Origin of the sequence: Chryseobacterium urinae (assembly GCF_030518295.1) — a bacterium.
GTDB lineage: Bacteria > Bacteroidota > Bacteroidia > Flavobacteriales > Weeksellaceae > Chryseobacterium > Chryseobacterium mucoviscidosis.
The window spans coordinates 1-19,791 of sequence record NZ_JAULSJ010000045.1 but is presented as its reverse complement, the minus strand read 5'-3'; the positions used below and the strand labels follow the sequence as shown (position 1 = coordinate 19,791).

The 19,791-nt window shown below is 36.7% G+C and carries 14 protein-coding genes; 10 read left to right on the top strand and 4 right to left on the bottom strand.

Features of this window, described 5'->3' with window-relative positions:
- Window positions 1-162: 162 nt before the first annotated feature.
- Genes QWT87_RS19350 through QWT87_RS19340 form a run of 3 tightly spaced genes read right to left on the bottom strand, consistent with a single transcriptional unit; the run spans window position 163 to window position 4,772 of the window.
- Complete coding sequence (locus QWT87_RS19350) at window positions 163-2,847, bottom strand: hypothetical protein (RefSeq protein ID WP_302718188.1); 2,685 nt, start codon at window positions 2,845-2,847, stop codon at window positions 163-165.
- A 32-nt stretch (window positions 2,848-2,879) separates the two neighbouring features.
- On the bottom strand, window positions 2,880-3,677 hold the full coding sequence (locus QWT87_RS19345) for a DUF2797 domain-containing protein (protein ID WP_302718185.1): 798 nt from the start codon (window positions 3,675-3,677) through the stop codon (window positions 2,880-2,882).
- Between the two features lie 36 nt (window positions 3,678-3,713).
- Entirely contained in the window at window positions 3,714-4,772 is a 1,059-nt protein-coding gene (locus QWT87_RS19340; protein ID WP_302718182.1) for a DUF389 domain-containing protein, read from the bottom strand.
- Between the two features lie 75 nt (window positions 4,773-4,847).
- Between QWT87_RS19340 and QWT87_RS19335 the strand changes: the two genes are divergently transcribed.
- The 7 genes from QWT87_RS19335 (at window position 4,848) to msrA (ending at window position 15,651) form a co-directional block, all read left to right on the top strand.
- Window positions 4,848-5,870, top strand: a complete 1,023-nt coding sequence (locus tag QWT87_RS19335; protein ID WP_302718180.1) for a GDP-mannose 4,6-dehydratase — start codon at window positions 4,848-4,850, stop codon at window positions 5,868-5,870.
- A 141-nt stretch (window positions 5,871-6,011) separates the two neighbouring features.
- Window positions 6,012-6,233, top strand: a complete 222-nt coding sequence (locus tag QWT87_RS19330) for a DUF2795 domain-containing protein (protein ID WP_027382805.1) — start codon at window positions 6,012-6,014, stop codon at window positions 6,231-6,233.
- Between the two features lie 126 nt (window positions 6,234-6,359).
- Window positions 6,360-9,434 carry a preprotein translocase subunit SecA gene (gene secA, locus QWT87_RS19325; RefSeq protein ID WP_302718156.1) on the top strand — a complete coding sequence of 1,025 codons (3,075 nt, stop codon included), beginning with the start codon at window positions 6,360-6,362 and terminating at the stop codon, window positions 9,432-9,434.
- Window positions 9,435-9,583: 149 nt separating this feature from the next.
- Window positions 9,584-11,719: a TonB-dependent siderophore receptor gene (locus QWT87_RS19320; protein WP_302718155.1), complete on the top strand. Its 2,136-nt coding sequence runs from the start codon at window positions 9,584-9,586 to the stop codon at window positions 11,717-11,719.
- Between the two features lie 64 nt (window positions 11,720-11,783).
- A complete protein-coding gene (locus tag QWT87_RS19315) occupies window positions 11,784-12,995 on the top strand; it encodes a PepSY-associated TM helix domain-containing protein (RefSeq protein ID WP_302718153.1) in 1,212 nt (403 codons plus the stop codon).
- A gap of 84 nt (window positions 12,996-13,079) precedes the next feature.
- Window positions 13,080-14,048 (top strand): ROK family protein, encoded by a 969-nt coding sequence (locus QWT87_RS19310; protein WP_076391230.1) that lies wholly within the window; start codon window positions 13,080-13,082, stop codon window positions 14,046-14,048.
- A 1,048-nt stretch (window positions 14,049-15,096) separates the two neighbouring features.
- Window positions 15,097-15,651, top strand: coding sequence for a peptide-methionine (S)-S-oxide reductase MsrA (msrA, locus tag QWT87_RS19305; protein ID WP_087706943.1), 555 nt, complete (start codon window positions 15,097-15,099; stop codon window positions 15,649-15,651).
- A 151-nt stretch (window positions 15,652-15,802) separates the two neighbouring features.
- Here msrA and QWT87_RS19300 read toward each other — a convergent pair whose 3' ends face one another.
- Window positions 15,803-16,618, bottom strand: coding sequence for a hypothetical protein (locus QWT87_RS19300; protein WP_302718151.1), 816 nt, complete (start codon window positions 16,616-16,618; stop codon window positions 15,803-15,805).
- Between the two features lie 405 nt (window positions 16,619-17,023).
- Between QWT87_RS19300 and QWT87_RS19295 the strand changes: the two genes are divergently transcribed.
- The 3 genes from QWT87_RS19295 (at window position 17,024) to QWT87_RS19285 (ending at window position 19,627) form a co-directional block, all read left to right on the top strand.
- A complete protein-coding gene (locus QWT87_RS19295; RefSeq protein WP_273077943.1) occupies window positions 17,024-17,233 on the top strand; it encodes a hypothetical protein in 210 nt (69 codons plus the stop codon).
- A gap of 68 nt (window positions 17,234-17,301) precedes the next feature.
- Window positions 17,302-18,975 carry a tetratricopeptide repeat-containing sensor histidine kinase gene (locus QWT87_RS19290; protein WP_302718149.1) on the top strand — a complete coding sequence of 558 codons (1,674 nt, stop codon included), beginning with the start codon at window positions 17,302-17,304 and terminating at the stop codon, window positions 18,973-18,975.
- Window positions 18,968-19,627 (top strand): response regulator, encoded by a 660-nt coding sequence (locus tag QWT87_RS19285; RefSeq protein WP_185207488.1) that lies wholly within the window; start codon window positions 18,968-18,970, stop codon window positions 19,625-19,627. The genes QWT87_RS19290 and QWT87_RS19285 overlap by 8 nt, the downstream gene beginning before the upstream one ends.
- The last annotated feature ends 164 nt before the right edge of the window (window positions 19,628-19,791 follow it).

The following is a 19,791-nucleotide window of genomic DNA, read 5'->3' as shown; positions in this document are numbered from 1 at the left end:
CGACAGGCTCAGCTTGACATCGCTAAAAATCAAGCGTTTAGTATTAGGGGTGTCACACTGAGCTTGTCGAAGTGCCTGTTATAAATAATTGATTTTCATATCAGTGCATAGTAATAGGTTGTTTAACGGATATTCAATTTAAATATGATAAAAATCCGGAACTTATTCAGTCCCGGATTTTTCTTTTTTCTTAAATATGCCTTTCAGAAAACCTTTCTTCTCAGTTTCTTTTTTGGGCTGCTCTTCTTTATTCTGGTCGGGTTTGTTTTTTATCTCCTGACTTATTTCTTTTACAGACTGCTTCATGCCTTTTACATCTTCCTTTACATTTTTCACAGTCTTTTTGGCATTGTCAACCGTCTTTTTGGCACCATCAATGTTAATTCCGATCAAAGTTTTCTTCAAGCCCTGTTCAATTCCTTTCCAGAAAAGATTGAAGAAGGATTTGGTAGGATCTCTTTCCACATCTTCCACCTGTACATCTTCAGGAAGTTTTCCAGAATCTGTTTTTACCAGAAGATTGGCAACAGCAGTTAAAAAACCTTTCTTTTCGCGGTTATTTTTATCTAACACCGCAATTTTAAGATCTTTATGCTTCAGATTAAAACTTCCGTTCAGTCCTTTCGGATTCCCTCTGAAATTAAACAGCATTTCCTGAATAGTTCCCGTTGCCGTAACATGAAGATAAGGACGGATAAACGGGTTGATTCCCTGCGCCGGAAGATTGGTGGTTCTTCCCGAAATAGCAAACACATCACGCTGATCTGCTACATCAAAATTCCAGTTGACCGAAAGCGGAGCAAGCTTCATAAAAGAACAGTCTATTTTAATATCCACTCTTGTCGGTTTTCCTTTCATTTTGGCAGAGTTGAGGTTTTTAACATTCATATTAAAGTTGCTGAATGTCAGTTTTCCCGGTCCTGCACTTTCAGGCGTATCTTCTTCATACACGAGAACAGAATTTCTAAGATTCAGATTATTAACGACCATCGGGATTTTTATAGAGCGTAACAATCTGGAATATAAAGGTTTTTCTTTAGGATCGTCTTTCGGGATTTTACTTCTGAAAATATTGGCATCCGCAGACTCAATGGTTACATTAGAAGCGTTAATCGATTTATTGTCAGAAAACAGATCCCATGTTCCGTTTGCCGTAATCTGATTTACTTTAATATCGTATAAATCTCTTTCCACGGGAATCATTTTGATAAACTGTGCTCTCGAAACGAGAGGCTTCATCGCAAACTGAGAAAGCCGGATATTGTTTTTATCGACCTTCAAAGCGCCGGAAGTCATATGATAAAACTCGGTTTTGTAAGCAAAATTGCCCGAAGTAAGCGCATAGTTTTTTACATCAACCGCTATTCCTGAGTTGTCCGGTTTTGAGGTAAGCTGAATATCATTAATGGTTGCATTGAGACGGGCAAAACTCAACGGCTGATTGTTTTTCTCATACGTAATATCAGAATTCTTCAGCACTACTTTTCTGATGATTATCGGAAACTGAATCCCACTGAGATTGGCTGTTTTTTTCGCTGTTTTTATTTCTCCCGCTTTGATGCTTCCTTTCACCTGATCTACCAGAACATCTTTTACATCAAGGTTGAGTTTTTTATCAACGGATTCCCATTTATTGATGTTGAAACCAATATAATTTGCGACAAGATTCATGGACGTTTTTCCTGCTGCTGAACCATTCGGAACGACGGAAATATTCCGGATTTCTCCTTTTTTCGGATTTAACGTGAAACTTTTTACATTAAAATCCTGATGATCGGAGTACAAAATATCCTGCGCTGAAAACTGAAAGTCTTTATATCCTACCGGAATCAGCTCTTCCCTTGTTTCCTTGTCAAATTTCAGTGTATTGATGTTCAGGTTTGCCTTTTGGGCGTAGAGAAGTTTTTCTCCGTTAGGTTTCATCACCTGAACAGTAGCATTGTTTAGCTTAATATCTTCGAGATCAATATCAAAATTAAGCGGTTTTTTAGGCTTTACCGGAGCTGCATCGGTGGTGTAAATCTTAAAATCAGGATTATAAAAATTTGCGTTTGCCAGAGAAACTTTATTCTTTTTCAGAACAATATCTTTGAACTCCATTTTTTCGATATTAAACTGAAAAAGCTGCGTCTTTTTAGGATAATATTTTTTAAACTGTTCAAAAGTAACGAGTGGAGTCAATTGAAACTGACCAATCGACATCTGTCCGTTTCTCGTTTCTATTTTATTAATTTCCAATGCATACACATTATCCGGACGGAAGAAGAAATTACTTCCTTTAATGGAGTACTGATCGAAAACCACTGGCAATTTATCTTCTACGGACTCTTCCGTCATCTGAAGATTTTCCACATACAGATTCAGATCCTGCACCGAAAAGAATTTCTGTTTCGTAAATCTGAAAATGCTGATATTTCCTTCATTGATTCTGATGTTGTCAAACCGTACCGGATTTCTCTTCTTTCCGGTTTTTGTATCAACCGGTTTCGCAAGAATAATATTCAGATTAGGTTTAGACAACAGTAAATCTGATGAGCTGATCTGTTTGTTGAAAATGGCATCATAAATCCCGAAACGGCTTATTTTTAAAGTGTCAATCGTACCCTGAAGTCCGATAACATTGAAATTCTGAGGGTTTTTGCTGTTGACGGTAATTCCTGTCGAAAGAATATTCCCCGACAGAAGATCAACATCCAGACTTTTGTAGGAGACTTTGTAATCCGTATTGTTTTTAATGTATTTCGGAAGCCTTGTTTTCAGCCAGATATTTAGCCCAAGATTTGCCAGCAAAACAATTACCAGCAGAATTCCGAGAGCAAGAAATAATTTTTTTACCCATCCTTTCATTTTTTGTGATTTGGTTTTAATTCAATATTCTATTAATTTTTAACAGTCAATTCAATTACATACCCTTCATGTCCTCTTACGTTAATAAACTCGCCTCCGTCGAAACCTAAGTACTGCCCTTTAATTCCATTTAATTTCCCTGTATATTCAGGTCTTTTATCAAGAGTAAAGGAAGTTACCTTTTCAGGTTTTTCAAACGGATAATCGAATCTCCACAGATTTTCGCCTTCACTGTAGAACTTCTGGAAATCTTCAGGAAAATATTCTTTTATCTTCTGCTGAAAATCGGCAAGATCTATATCATCTTCAAAATCGTCCTGAAGCATTTTCTTCCAGCTTGTTTTATCGGCAACATGCTGCTTCAAAGCAACCTCTATCATTCCCGCTTCATATCGGTTTTCCGTTCTCGCAATCGGCAGCGCAAATGTAGCGCCCTGATCGATCCATCTTGTAGGAATCTGTGTATTTCTCGTAACCCCTACTTTTACTTCTCCCGTGTACGCAAGATAAACGGTATGTGGCTGTAACTGAATTTCCTTTTCTATATCCAAATCCCGTTCCGCAATTCCAAGATGCGCTGTGGAAAGTTCGGGACGAATGATGGTATCGCTCGCATAAGGACTTTCAAAGAAGCAGTTTTTGCAGAAGCCCATTCTGTAAATCGGTTTATTTTCACCACAGTTTACGCATTGGTAACCTGTATGTTTTATGGTAAGTTCTTTTCCGAAAAGTTCGTTCATGTGGATAAGATCACCGGAAAGATTAAGGTAATATTGGATCGGCTCATCGTGGAAGCTCGTCATCTTTAAAATTTGCCCTTGAAACTGCATTGTATTAAGTTTAAGTAAATATAAAAAAATTAAAATTTATTTGATTTTGTTCTCTGATTTCAGCCTGCTGATTTCTTCTTTCAAAGCATCAATCTGATTCTGAAGTTTTTTTACGTCCGGATTATTCATATTTTCAGAATGTGGCGAATATTGCCAGATCAGATGAATGTCTTTTACCAGATCATTATGTTCATCCAGCCTTTTTTTACTGAGGGAAACGCTGTCATTCAGTACCGTAATTCTCAGGAAATTGTTTTCTCCTTCCTTAAAAGGTTCATAATTGATGATGGCGAGTTCCGGATGATTTTCTCTGATCTTTCTGATGTAATTTTCAGACCGTTCTTTCAGTGTTTCTTTTTCCCATTTCTTTTTGGTGAGTAAAACACTCGGAAGCAGAATAATAACAGAAGCCAGACTTATAATTAATGAGTTCTTTCTGTTCGCCGCCTTTCCTTTTTCCATGTAGTACTTCTGATAACCGAGTACGAGACTCAGAATCCATGTTCCTACCGCAATAAAGAAACAATTGATGAGGTAAAAATAAAATCCGCCCCAGAAATATTCCCAGTTTCCGTTGGCAATCCCGAATCCTGCTGTGCAAAGCGGCGGAATACAGGCGGTAGAAACCGCAACTCCGGCAATTACTTTTATGGCTTCTTTTCTTACAATTCCCAGAAACCAAGCAAAACCGCCCAGCAAAGCCAGAGAACAGTCGAAAATAGTCGCTGTTTTAAAACTTTCCAGTTGTGAAGTTTCCGAGTGAAAAGGAGAAACAAGGAAATACAGAGTGGAAGAACAAAGGGCAACGATAATCATCAGAAGCCAGTTGAAAATGCCCAGCTTTATCAGATGCCTGTTTCCGATAGAAAATCCGAATGCAATGCCTACAACAGGTCCCATTAAAGGAGAAATCAGCATCGCTCCGATTACTGCCGCCGAACTGTTGATATTTAAACCGATGCAGGCAATTCCCATAGAGATCACCAAAAGCCAGAGATTGTGTCCGCGAAAGTAAATTCCCTCTTCAATTTCCTGAAAAGTAAATTCTTCCTCTTCTTCTTTAGGCAGGGTGAATAATTTTTGAAAATTAATCATTTATGATATTTATAGCAAAAGTATAAAAAGAGCATCCAAGTATTTTAATAAATTTGTGGAATTAAAAACCAACAAATGAATTATCTCATAACCGGAGGAAGCGGTTTCATAGGTTCCCATCTTGCTGAGCAATTATTGAAAAAAGGACATTCTGTCATAAACATTGACAATTTTGATGATTTCTACAGCTATCAGATAAAAATTCAAAATACTTTAGACGCTATTCAATATTTTTCGGATTTTGAGTATTCCGGAAAAGATAATGATATTAGAAAATTAATTTCTCTTTCACAATCAGAAAATTACAGGCTGTATTATCAGGACATCCGCGACAAAAAAGGGTTGGAGGAAATATTTAAGAACCATAAAATAGACACCGTCATTCATCTTGCTGCACTTGCGGGAGTCCGTCCTTCTATTGAAAGACCTTTAGAATACGAAGAAGTTAACATCCGCGGAACCATGAATCTCTGGGAACTCTGTAAAGATTTCAATATTAATAAATTTGTCTGCGCTTCCTCATCAAGCGTTTACGGGAATAACGAAAAAATTCCTTTTTCTGAAACTGATAATGTAGACAATCCCATTTCTCCGTATGCAGCAACCAAAAAATGTGGTGAAATTTTAGGACATGTTTATCATGATTTATACAAAATAGACATGATCCAACTCAGATTTTTTACGGTTTACGGACCCAGACAGAGACCTGATCTTGCCATCCACAAATTCACAAAACTCATTTCCGAAGATCAGGAAATCCCTTTCTACGGAGATGGAAGTACAGCGAGAGATTACACTTATATTGATGATGTGGTAGACGGTATTTTAAAATCAATCCGCTATCTGGAAAATCATTCAGATGTTTATGAAATTGTTAATCTGGGCGAAAGCGAAGTAATTAATTTAAACGAAATGCTTTCCACCATCGAAAAGACTTTGGGAAAATCTGCCATCCGCAAAAATCTGCCAATGCAGCCTGGAGATGTACTGAAAACCAATGCCGATATTGCCAAAGCAAAGACATTAATTGGCTACAAACCTGACACAAACTTCCAAAATGGCATAAAAAAATTTGTGGAATGGTTTTTGAGAAAATGACCTCAGTAAGCCGGAAAAAGTACTTTAAACACTTTCTAAAGGCGCACGGTGAACAAAATTTAACAAAAAGAATTGAAAATCAAGTATAAAAAAGCATATAATATAAGCTAATTTTATACTTTTGCAAAAAATTAAAAAATTATGTACTGGACATTAGAATTAGCTTCATACTTAAGTGACGCACCTTGGCCAATGACTAAAGCAGAGCTTATCGACTACGCAATCAGAACTGGTGCACCAATGGAAGTAGTGGAAAATCTTCAGGCAATCGAAGATGAAGGGGAAATTTATGACGCGATCGACGAGATCTGGAGCGATTATCCTACGGACGAAGATTATCTTTGGAACGAAGACGAATATTAATGAAAAGCATTAAGCTTTAGGCACTGCTTAGAGCTTTTTTGCCCTTTTTTATATATTATTTTTTACACAATAAGTGTTATTTAAAACGCTTAAAGGATATCCTTTTAAGCATAAAGCAAAAAATTTATGAGTTTTTTAAACAAAGTTCTAAAAGGGTTTTTGGGAGACAAAAAAGCGCAGGACCTAAAAGAAGTAAAAAAAGTTGTAACAAAAATCAAAGCTGTTGAACCCGCTATTCAGCAATTGTCTGATGATGGTTTAAGAGAGAAAACTGCTGAGTTTAAAGAAAATATTAAATCTGCAACCAGCAAAATCACAGCACAGATAGAACAAATCCAAGAGCAGATCAAAAATTCGAAAAACGTTGACGAAAAAGAAGCGCTTTTCTCGAAGATTGAGTCTCTGAAAAAAGAATCATACGAAATTGAAGAAAAAGTTCTGAGCCAGATTCTTCCTGAAGTTTTCGCTTTGGTGAAGGAAACAGCAAGAAGATGGGCGCAAAACGGAGAAATCCGTGTAACGGCTTCAGACTGGGACAGACAATTGGCTGCCGCAGGAAAAGATTTCGTGGAAATTCAGGGAGATCAGGCTGTCTGGAAAAACTCATGGGACGCAGCAGGAACGCCTGTAAACTGGGACATGGTACATTACGATGTTCAGTTTATCGGAGGGATCATCCTACACAGCGGTAAAATTGCCGAAATGGCGACCGGAGAAGGTAAAACTTTGGTAGGTACGCTTCCAATTTTCTTAAATGCACTTCCGGGAAGAGGAGTTCACGTAGTAACGGTGAATGACTATCTTGCGAAAAGAGACTCGGCGTGGATGGGACCCTTGTACCAATTCCATGGAATGTCAATCGACTGTATCGATAATCACCAGCCGAACTCAGACGGAAGAAGAAAAGCATACAATTCAGATATCACTTACGGAACCAATAATGAATTTGGTTTCGATTATCTGAGAGACAACATGGTTACTTCACCTTCAGAACTGGTACAAAGAGAATTGAACTTTGCCATCGTGGATGAGGTGGATTCTGTATTGGTAGATGATGCAAGAACACCGTTGATTATTTCAGGTCCGGTTCCACAGGGAGACAGACAGGAATTTGATGTTCTTAAACCTTCTATCGACAGAATTGTTGAAGTTCAGAAAAAAACTGTTTCTACGATTTTTAATGAAGCGAAAAAATTAATCGCTGCAGGAAACACGAAAGAAGGAGGTTTCAAATTGCTTCAGGCTTACAGAGGTCTTCCTAAGAGCAGACAATTAATTAAATTCTTATCGGAAAGCGGAAACCGTGCATTGCTTCAGAAAGTAGAAGCGCAGTATATGCAGGACAACAACCGCGATATGCCGATCGTAGATAAAGATCTATACTTCGTTATTGAAGAAAAAAACAATCAGGTTGATCTTACAGACAAAGGTGTTGAATACATGTCTCAAGGAAATTCTGATCCTAACTTCTTCGTTCTTCCAGACATCGGAACTGAAATCGCAGAACTGGAAGCTAAGAATTTATCTAAAGAAGAAGAATTTGAAGCGAAAGAAAGACTTTTCTCTGATTTTGCAGAAAAATCTGAAAGAGTTCACACCATGAGCCAACTGTTGAAAGCGTATACATTATTTGAAAAAGATGATGAATATGTGGTTATTGACGGTGAGGTAAAAATCGTTGATGAACAGACAGGTCGTATTATGGAAGGAAGACGTTATTCAGACGGTCTTCACCAGGCGATTGAAGCGAAAGAAAATGTAAAAATCGAAGCTGCAACGCAGACGTTTGCAACCATTACCCTTCAGAATTATTTCCGTATGTACAACAAACTTGCGGGGATGACTGGTACTGCGGAAACAGAAGCAGGAGAGCTTTGGGAAATTTATAAATTAGACGTGGTGGTAATTCCTACCAACCGTCCGATTTTAAGACACGACAGACAGGATTTAGTTTTCAAAACTAACCGTGAAAAATACAATGCTGTAATTGAAGAAATTGAAAAATTAACGGCTGCAGGAAGACCTGTTCTGGTAGGTACAACATCTGTTGAAATTTCACAGTTGCTTTCAAAAGCCCTTCAGTTAAGAAAAATTCCGCATCAGGTTCTGAACGCGAAGCTTCACAAAAAAGAAGCGGAAATTGTTGCCGGAGCAGGACAGCCGGGTGTTGTAACCATTGCAACCAACATGGCAGGTCGTGGTACGGATATTAAATTATCTAAAGAGGTAAAAGAAGCAGGAGGTCTGGCAATCATCGGGACAGAAAGACACGATTCAAGACGTGTTGACAGACAGTTGAGAGGTAGAGCAGGAAGACAGGGAGATCCGGGAAGTTCTCAGTTCTATGTTTCTCTGGAAGATAATTTAATGCGTTTATTCGGTTCTGAAAGAATTGCAAAAATGATGGACAGAATGGGTCATAAGGAAGGTGAAGTCATTCAGCATTCCATGATCTCAAAATCTATCGAAAGAGCGCAGAAAAAAGTAGAGGAAAACAACTTCGGAACAAGAAAGAGACTTCTTGAATATGATGATGTAATGAACAAACAGCGTGACGTTATCTACAAGAGAAGAAAGAATGCTTTGTTCGGAGATCACCTGAAGTACGACATCACCAATATGATCTTTGATGTGGCAAATTCTATTGCAGCAAAAGGAAAAGCGACAGGAAGCTATAAAGATTTCGAATACGACATCATCAAAACATTTACGATGGAATCTCCGGTTTCTGAGAACGATTTCAAGAATAAAACAGTTCAGGATTTAACGAATATTTTATTCAAAGCGGCTCAGGAAGATTATCAGATGAAACTGAACTTACTGAAAGAAAAATCTTTCCCGATTATCGAGAACGTTTATCAGAATCAGGGTTCAATGTTCAGAATGATCCAGGTTCCGTTTACAGACGGTCATAAAACAATGACGATCGTAACCGATCTTAAAGAAGCTTATGAAACGCAGTGTGACAGCTTAATCAACGATTTTGAAAAGAACATTACGTTATCCATCATTGATGAAAACTGGAAGCTTCACCTTCGTGAAATGGATGATCTGAGAAGATCTTCACAGGGAGCTGTTTACGAGCAGAAAGATCCGTTGGTAATTTATAAGCAGGAGTCTTTCCACTTATTCAGCGAAATGATCGAGAAGCTAAACAAAGAAATTATCTCATTCTTATACAAAGGCGAAATCCCTGCATAAGAATCATTAACAATAATTTAACAACCGTTACAATTCAGTTTGTAGCGGTTTTTTGTTGCTCTTTCCTTTTGCTTTTATGACAAAAATCAATTTTATTATTTATTTAGAATAATTAAAAACAATATATTTGCATAAAAATTTAAGGTTTCATGAAAAATGTACTGATCTGTGCTTCGCTGTTAGGTTCTATTCTAACGTTTGCTCAGGAAAAAGATTCAATTAAAGGAAATGATATTGAAGAGGTAATTGTAAACGGAAAGTATTACAAGAAATATGTAGAAAAGGAAGGTTCTTCTTCTATTCGTCTGGACGAAGAATTAATCAAGATTCCTCAGAATGTTTCTATCATTACAAACAGAGCTTTGGAAGATCAGCAGGTTACCACTTTGGGAGACGGTGTTCTTAGAAATGTTGCCGGAGCTCAGCGATTGGAACACTGGGGAGATATGTACACCAGAGTGAATATGAGAGGTTCCAGAGCCGCAGCTTTCATGAACGGAGTGAATGTAACTTCAAACTGGGGACCGCTTAGCGAAGATATGTCGTATGTAGACCACATTGAATTTATAAAAGGACCTTCCGGATTTTTGATGTCTAACGGTGAGCCAAGCGGAATTTACAACATCGTTACCAAAAAACCGACAGGACAGTCTCTGAACGGTTCTGCAAGAGTAACTCTCGGAAGCTTTAATATGTACAGAGGAGAAGCTGATGTAGATACTAAAATTACAGATAAAGTGGCTTTCAGGTTAAATTTAATGGCTCAGAATAAAAACAGTTTCAGAGACTATGAATTTAATGACAGATACATCATCAATCCTTCCTTAAAGGTAAATCTTACCGATAAAACTACTTTAACAGCAGAATATATTTACCAGAAAGCAAAAATGTCTGAAGTAGGATCTGCTTATGTATTCAGTTACGAAGGATACGCTACCAAACCGGTTGAATATACCATGACCGATCCCGGAATTGCACCCACCAATGTGGATAATAATACTGTAAATGTAAATCTTCAGCATAAGTTTAACAGCAACTGGAAACTGACTTCACAGCTAACTTATGTGAATGAATATACTTTAGGAAGCGACATCTGGCCTTCTCAATTTTTACCGAATGGAGACATGATCAGAACGCTTTATTTTTGGGAAGCAAGCAATGTGATGAAATTCGGACAGGTATTTCTGAACGGTTATTTCAAAACAGGAGCTGTTTCTCATAAAATCTTAACAGGGCTGGATCTCGGCTCTAAAAAATATATGGCAGACTGGAATCAAAAACATGATTTAGACACAGCCGCAAAACCTTTTAATATCAATTCCACTACATACAGCCCGCCTTCCAACGGATACGCTAGTTTTGATACAAGTACTTCGCTGGAAAGCAGAGCAACTCCATACGGAACCATTGAACAAAATTATACCGGATTATATATTCAGGATGAATTAGGCTTTTTTAATGATGCTTTGAGATTAACACTTGCTGCGCGTTATACCAATGTGAAAGAAAATTCTTACGGAACCAAAGCAGAAGCAGACAAAATTACACCGCGAATAGGAATAAGCTATTCGATTGACGATAATACTTCTGTGTACGGTTTATACGATCAGTCTTTCGTTCCTCAGGCAGGATTTTTCAGAACCGGAGGAATTCCAAAACCTATTACCGGAAATAATATGGAAGTTGGGGTGAAAAGAGACTGGTTCGGCGGAAAATGGAATACTACATTGTCTTTATACAATATCATCAAAAGAAATTCTACGGTTGCAGATCCTGCAAACAGTGCTCTTGAAAACTTTATCATTGATTTGGGTAAAACAAGAGTTCAGGGAATTGAATTTGATCTGAAAGGTGAAATCACAAGAGGATTTAATGCCATCTTTAACTATGCTTTCACGGAAAACAAAATCACAGAATCCAACGATCCTGTAAGCAATCCTGTAGGAATGAGAATTCCGGGTTATGCGAAACACACGATGAACGGATGGCTGAACTACACCTTTACACAGGGAACTCTGGAAGGTTTCGGGTTATCTTTTGGGGGAACTTATCTTGCAGACCGAAGCAGCTGGAATTGGGCAAATAGCGGAACGCAGAAAGACATGGACGATTATGTAAAATTTGATGCGGGACTTTCGTGGGAAAACACAAAATTCAGAGTCGGACTTAATGTCTTCAATGTTTTCAACAGGTATCTTTATTCGGGATCGCCATACGGAGCCTACTATTATTATCAGGCTGAAGCCCCGAGAAACTTCAGACTTTCTGTCGGATATAAATTTTAATTATCAATCTTAGAAGTTAGCCTTTCCGGAGGCTGACTTTTCTTTCATTAAAAGTTTAATAAAAATGAGGAAAAAGCATCATCACAAAAAAAAGCCGGATACCTTAAAAAAATGGACGGGAAAACTGCATTTGTGGCTCGGTCTTGGAGTTGGATTTCTGATCTTCATTATTTCGATAACCGGAGCATTGTACGTTTTCAAGGATGAAATTGAAAATGCGATAAGAAAAGACGTGATCTACCATAACGAGCAGAACATTGATAAGAAACAGGTTCTTCCGATAAGAACACTGGAAAAAGCAGTGGTGGCGCAGGTAAAAGAAAAATATCCTGTGCATTGGGTGAATATTCCGATTGATAAAAAGATGTCTTACCTCTTTTACTGGTACGAACATGATCCGAAAGGCTGGAATTATTTTGATGAATTTCCCATCTATAAAGTAGCTTATGTAAATCCCTATAACGGAAAAGTTTTGGGAACCTACGACGAGAAAAACGGATTTTTCCAGATCGTTAAAATGATTCACTGGAGTTTTCTTTTAAAACAATCATGGGGAACCTATGTTGTGGGAATTCCTGTGCTGATCTTCGTCTTCATGCTGATTTCCGGAATCATTCTCTGGTGGCCTAAGAACAAAGCCGCAAGAAAACAGCGTTTCTCTTTCAAATGGAAAAATGTAAAAAACTGGAAAAGAAAGAACTATGATCTTCACAATGTTTTAGGTTTTTACGCTTCCGTTTTCGCACTGATTTTCTCCATTACCGGATTGTTTTACGCCTTTGTATTCGTTCAGTCATCAATATATTTCATCTTTTCAGGAGGAAAAACGGCTTATCCCGACTTTTCATCCATTACAACAAAAGCGCCGATTGAGTTGAGAACCGAAGGAACTTTAGACAAGATAAGCAATACCGTAAAAGCAAAATATCCCGATTCGTATAACTTTTCTATCGATCTCGGACACGAACATATGGACGACCACGAACATCCGAATTTCGAAGTCTACGTAAAACACCTATCCTATTCTTACCACAAAAGCAGCAGTTTAATCTTTGATGAAAACTCGGGAGAACTGCTTCATACCCAAGATATGAAAGACAAAAATTTCGGCGAAAAAACGGTGGGAGCCAACTATGACATCCATGTCGGATCTATTTTAGGACTTCCCACAAAGATCATCGCTTTCATTGTAAGTTTGATATGTGCCTCATTACCAGTCACCGGCTTCATGATCTGGTGGGGAAGAAGAAAAAAGAAAACCCCAAAAGCAACATAATATTTTTTTAAAATAAATCTTTGGTTAATCGTCTAATAATAAGATCTTTTTTATAATTTTAGCCTTTTAGAATTTTAGAACAGAATGTCATTAGTAGATTTGTCAAAAAACGTTGCGCTGGGAATTGATATTGGCGGAACGAACACAAAATTTGGAGTGGTAAACCACAGAGGCGAAGTTTTGGAAAAAGGAAACATCCGCACAGATGCCTATCCTACTGTAGAAGAATATATTGACGCTTTATACGAGGCGGTTCATCCCCTGATCGAAAGCCACGGAAAAGAGAAAAATTTTGATGGAATCGGGGTGGGTGCTCCCAATGCCAATTACTATACAGGAACGATAGAACAGGCTCCCAATCTTCCGTGGAAAGGAACCATCCCTTTTGCTGAACTTATGTCGGCAAAATTCGGGCTTCCGTGTACCATTACTAATGACGCGAATGCTGCAGCCATCGGAGAAATGCTTTTCGGAGCTGCAAGAGGAATGAAAGATTTCATCATGATTACTCTGGGAACAGGCGTTGGAAGCGGAATTGTTGCGGGTGGAAAACTCATCTACGGACACGACGGATTTGCCGGAGAACTGGGACATACCATCGTAAAACCGGGCGGAAGAAAACACTGGAGTACAGGTTCTGAAGGATGTCTGGAAGCCTATGCATCCGCAACCGGAATTGCGATTACCGCAAAAAAAATGAGAGCCGAATTCCCTGAATCTTTACTCAATCAGTATCCTGAAGAATCCATCAATTCTAAAACCGTTCACGAATGTGCTTTACAGGGCGATCCGATTTCTATTGAAGTGTTCCGATATACCGGACAGAAACTGGGTGAAGCTTTAGCCAATTTTGTAATGTTCTCTTCTCCGGAAGCCATTCTTTTATTTGGCGGCGTGATAAAAGCAGGAGATTTTATTTTAAAACCTACCAAACTTCATATGGAAAGAAACTTACTTCCTATTTTCAGAAACAAGGTAAAATTGGTTTTCAGTGAACTGGACGAAGCCGATGCTGCTATTTTAGGCGCAAGTGCTTTAGTCTGGGAAAAATAACCGGAACATTTTGATTATCTGCGTCTGATTTCTGTTAAATTTTTAACGCAAAGTCTGCAAAGATTTTAAATAATAAAGGCATCCTTTTTTAAGGGTGCTTTTTTGTTTTTATTTCATCTTTAGAGATGCTTCGACAGGCTCAGCATGACATCGTTAAAACTAATCTCTATGAGTAACAAATTTGCGGCACTGTCATCCTGAGCGCGAAGCAGTCGAAGGATCTCTGTTCTATCTGAATATCTTATTAAATTCTCCCGCAGATTATGCAGATAACGCAGATTTTAGATTTTATTTGATGAAAATATTTTTGAGAATTGTGTTTGAAAAAAATTTTCTCAGCGTGACATCGTCAATATCAACGACTTTATAAGCAACAATTTGCAGCACTGTCATCCTGAGCGCGAAGCAGTCGAAGGATTTCTATACTATCTCAATATCTTTTATTAAATTCTCCCGCAAATTGTGCGGATAACGCAGATTTTTAGATTTTATTTGTGAAAATATTTATGTAAATTGTGTTTGAAAAAAAATTTCTCAGCGTGACATCGCCAATATCTACGACTTTATAAGCAACAATTTGCAACACTGTCTTCCTGAGCGCGAAGCAGTCGAAGGATTTCTATACTATCTCAATATCTTTATTAAATTATCTCGCAGATTGTTCTGATAATGCAGATTTTGGATTTTTATTTGATGAAAATACTTTTGAGAATTGTGTTTGAAAAAATTTGTCTCGGCGTGACATTGCTAATACCAATAGCCTTATAAACAACAATTTGCAGAACTGTCATCCTGAGCGCGTAGCAGTCGAAGGATCTTTATTCTATCTCAATATCATTATTAAAATCCGCTCGCAGATTGTGCAGATATAGCAGATTTAGGTTTTTATCTGATGAAAAAATTTGGGTTAATTGTGTTTGAAAAAATTTGTCTCATCTATCATGACAATTTGAATTTTGAACGTCCGATTGAAAAACTTTTCCTTATTTTTGATAGGTTTTTTCTCCATTGTTCACAGGAGAAAACAAGAAATTACAATAATTAATTTATGGATAACAACAATTTAGAACAGATTACTTTCGGAGGCGGATGTTTTTGGTGTGTGGAAAGCTGTTTCAATATGCTGAAAGGAGTACAGTCTGCGGTTTCCGGATATTCGGGAGGTCACAAAGACCATCCTACGTATGAAGAAGTGTGCACAGGAGAAACCGGACATGCAGAAGTGGTACAGATCACGTACGATCCTGCTGTTATTTCTTACGAACAGTTAATGGATGTTTTCTTTTTCCTTCACGACCCTACGCAGCTTAACAGACAGGGAAATGATATCGGAACACAATACCGTTCTGTTATTTATTACAAAGACGATGCGGAAAAGGCAAAAGCTGAAGCGGCAATTGAAAAATCCAAAGAATCCGGAAGATGGCAGGGAACGTATGTAACGGAAGTAACGAAATTCGATAAATTCTGGGCAGCGGAACAGTATCACCAAGGATATTATAACGAAAATCCGACCCAGCCGTATTGCAGCGCTGTGGTAGGACCGAAAATTCAGAAGTTTAAAAAGCATTTCGGCGAACTGGGAATGCTGAATGAACAATAATTTATTGTTTATCCGTTATCAATCATCGTGCTTTATTTTAGCTCAAAGGATTTTTTAATATGACTGATTACGGATAGCTCCAATAACGAAAAAAATCGGGCGGTTTCCAGAGGAAACCGCCCGATTTTTTTTAACATTTGCAAATGATATTCTATTCTTCCATTATCGCATTTTCTCCGGCATATGTTTCAAGGATGTGTTCGGTAACATCTTTTAAGGCTTTTCCATTTTCAGGATGCTTCCCGAGACTTGTAAAAAATTCTACATGATTATTGCTTTTATCGTACCAGACTTTTCCCATTGCATTATCAACAGTAAGTGTATCCGGTCGCATAATCTTTTTCATATTAATAAATGAGTAGCTATGCATTGGTACAACCTCAGCATGAGAATACAGCGAACTGCTGTCCGTTGCCATATAACGGTCTTTGTCCCAATACATATACGGTTTGTCTGTCGCAGGAGAACCCCATCCCGACATAAATCCTAAAGATTTGGAAGTTTTGCTGTTAGAAAAAACAACACCTCCTGTAACCATTAATAAAACAAATGTCATTTCTAAAATGCCTAAGCCGTTTTTCTTAAATACATCTGAAAAAAAAACTGTAGGTGTTACTGTGATAAAAATTTGTTGAAATTTTTCAGACAAATCTTTAAAACTCAGGGAAAAAGTTTCTGGATTATCATTATCTAGTTGTACCCTACTACAAAAATCTTCAAAATTATCATAACTAATATATTTACTTAAATAGAGTAATGCTAAATCATCAATCTTGTAATCTTCATTTTTTTCAACCAAACTTTTATAATATCTTTTGTATGACTTTCCGTCTCTAGAAAAATTATATCGTTCTTCAAATAGAGAGCTTAAATAATCTGATATTGAAGTTATGCTACTGCTGTTCGGAAGTTCATTTCTCGCAGTATCAAACACTGTTTTCAACAAAAATCTTTTCTTCTCATACATAATTTTCAGGTATTAATTATTTGCTGTCCAAATTAGACAAAAATTGGACAGCAAATTTACGGTAATCCGTAAAAATCAAACATTTATGCATTTATGTGCTGTCCATCGTCTGTCCGTAGATTTCAGCAAATCTATCAGATATTTGTAAAAGAAATCAGGGACAAAAAAATAATTAAAAAAAAACAAAAAAAAACCTGATTTCAAAAATTACCAGATAAAACGGAAGAAAACTCCGGGTTGGGAAGCAGATGTTTCTCTTCCGTTTTTGAAGGTTCACTTCCCAAAAAAAATTTAAGAAGCGCTTCGAAAATTTTAACAGTGTACAGCTCGGGATTTATTTCCTGAGAGGAAGAAAAATTATCCAAACTCTTATAAAATTTTTAAAAAATGTTAAACTTAATATTAATGCTAATCTCATTAGCGTTCGGGAATAATAATGCCAACACATCATGCAATAACAACGGAAATAATAATAACGGACAGCCAACCACCCAACTGGTAGATCCGGGAACAGGAACTGATCCGGGAGACGGAGTCGATCCGGATGGACCGGGAAGCGGTGGACCGGTTGGTGGAAACACAGGACAAACTCCTCCTCCATTTACAAATCCATAAATATTTTAGACAGGACAGATTGCATAAATCTGTCCTTTTTGTTACTTTGCACTCAAAACTTAACCATTATGAAAAGAATATTTATAATAATAATTTTATTTCTAATAACTTCTTGTAAGAAAGAAAACAATATTCAAAACATAAATAATACTTCAGTACTTACAACAAATCCTTTTCTGGAAAAGGCAAAAAAATTCAAAAAAGAAAATCTTACTGATTCTGCATTTTATTACTTCAATTTATCCAAAAATTCATTCTTAGAAAAAAATGACTCTTTGGGGGTAGGTAGATCCTTAGTGAATATGGCAATCATTCAAACAGATCAGGGCGACTATTTTGGAGGCTTAGAAACTTCCTTCGAAGCTAATAAATTTATCAAGTATAAAAAGGACAGTAATGTGTTAAGAACTCTTGCTGCCAATTATAATAATTTAGGTATTGCATCTAATTATCTAAAAAATAATGATGATGCATATAAGTATTATCTAAAAGCAATAAGAAATGCTATTGATCAAAATATATATGTTTATTATAACAATATTGGAGATAATCTCATAACTCAGAGAAAATTTAATGAAGCTAAACATTATTTGGAAATGGCAATGAATACAAGAGATAGTACTGTATTAGCTAAGGTAATTAACAATCTGGCAAAAGTAAAATATTTAAGTAATAATGAATATAATCCTTTACCTGAGTTAAATAGAGCTTTGGAAATAAGAAAAAAGAAAAAGGACAGTTTCGGACAGAATTCAAGCTTTGAAACCTTATCTACCTATTATTTACAAAAAGATAAAAATACTTCTTTAAATTATGCAAAAATGATGTTACAAAAAGCCATTGACAATAAAAGTCTGGATGATCAAATTTTAGCTTTACAAAGAATTATTTCTTTAGAACCCAAAAATTATTTAACAAATTTTCAAAAATTAAATTCAATTGCTGATACACTTCAAACAAAAAGAAATAGAGATAAAAATCAATTTGCCACCATACGATATGATTTAGAAGGAGAAAGAGCAAAAGGAGAAAAACTAAAAGCTGACAATGAAGTTCAGCAAATAAAAAACAATGTAAAATTAGGCTTTTTAGGAACTCTTTTGATTATTGGATTTATCTGGTACATAAAAAGACAAAAACAATTAAAACAAGAAAAAGAAATCGAAGTCAAAAATACTCAGCTCAAAATGTCGAAAAAAGTACATGATGTGGTCGCGAATGGATTGTATCATATGATGATTGATGTTCAGAACAATCCTGAAATGGACAAGACCAAGATTCTTAATAATATCGAAAAGATGTACGAAGAATCCAGAGATATATCGCACGAAAATATCGCTGAAAAGGATTTTGCACAGCGCTTTATTAATATGATTACCTCCTACTCTTCTGAAGAAGTAAAAGTTCTGCCGGTAAGTTATAAAGAAAGCATTTGGGAAAACATTCCTTACAACACACAGCTCGAGCTGTATTACATCATAAGGGAAATTCTTGTGAACATGAAAAAACACAGCAAAGCTCAGCGTGCATCTGTAAAATTTGAAAAAAATGATAAAAATTTAACCATCAGATATACCGACAACGGCGTAGGAATCGATGATCTGGAGCAGCAAAAAGGCACAGGAATCCATAATACGGAAAACCGTATTGAAAGCATTGGAGGAGATATTACTTTTGAAAAAAATCCAACAGGTGGATTAATTATTGAGATAACCATACCAATACAATCGAAATATGTTTAAAAAAGTACTGATAGCCGAAGACCATGAAGTCAGAAATTTAGGAGTGGTAAATGCCCTTACCGAATTACAGATTCCGCATTTTGATTTTGTAAATTATTGTGATGATGCCCTGCAAAAAATAAAAGCCGCTGCAACTGCTGATTCCTATGATCTGCTGATTACAGATCTGTCCTTTGATGAAGACCATATTGAACAGAAAGTCAATTCCGGTCAACAGCTCATTGAAGAAGTCAGAAAAATTCAGCCCAACCTGAAAGTAATAGCCTTTTCTATTGAAAAGAAACCGAAAATTATTGACGATCTTTTTAAAATACACAACATCAATGGTTTTGTAAGCAAGGGAAGAAATGACGGAAAAGATCTCAGAAGCACCATTAAAAAAGTTTTTTCTGGAGAAACCGTTATTCCGCAGGAGATTTTAAATTCCATAAGAAATACGTCTTTCGAATTCACAGAATATGATGTTACGCTTATTGAGCTACTTGCCAAAGGATGGAAACAGGGCGACATTGAAAAGCATTTTAAAGAAAACAAAATTACGCCCGACAGCAAAAGTGCCATCGAAAAAAGACTGAATGATCTCCGCTACGAATTGGGAGCCAAAAACAACATCGAACTTGTTGTGATGTGCAAAGACATCGGCATCATCTAAATGCAACACTTCATCGAAAAAACTAATAGCCTTTCAGGAACCCTGAAAGGTTTTTTTATTAAATATTATGCGCTTACGGTTTTCCGTAACCGATCGAAAATTAATGCTCATATTTTTGAAATGTAAAAACAATTAAAAATTATCAGCATGAAAAAACTACTATT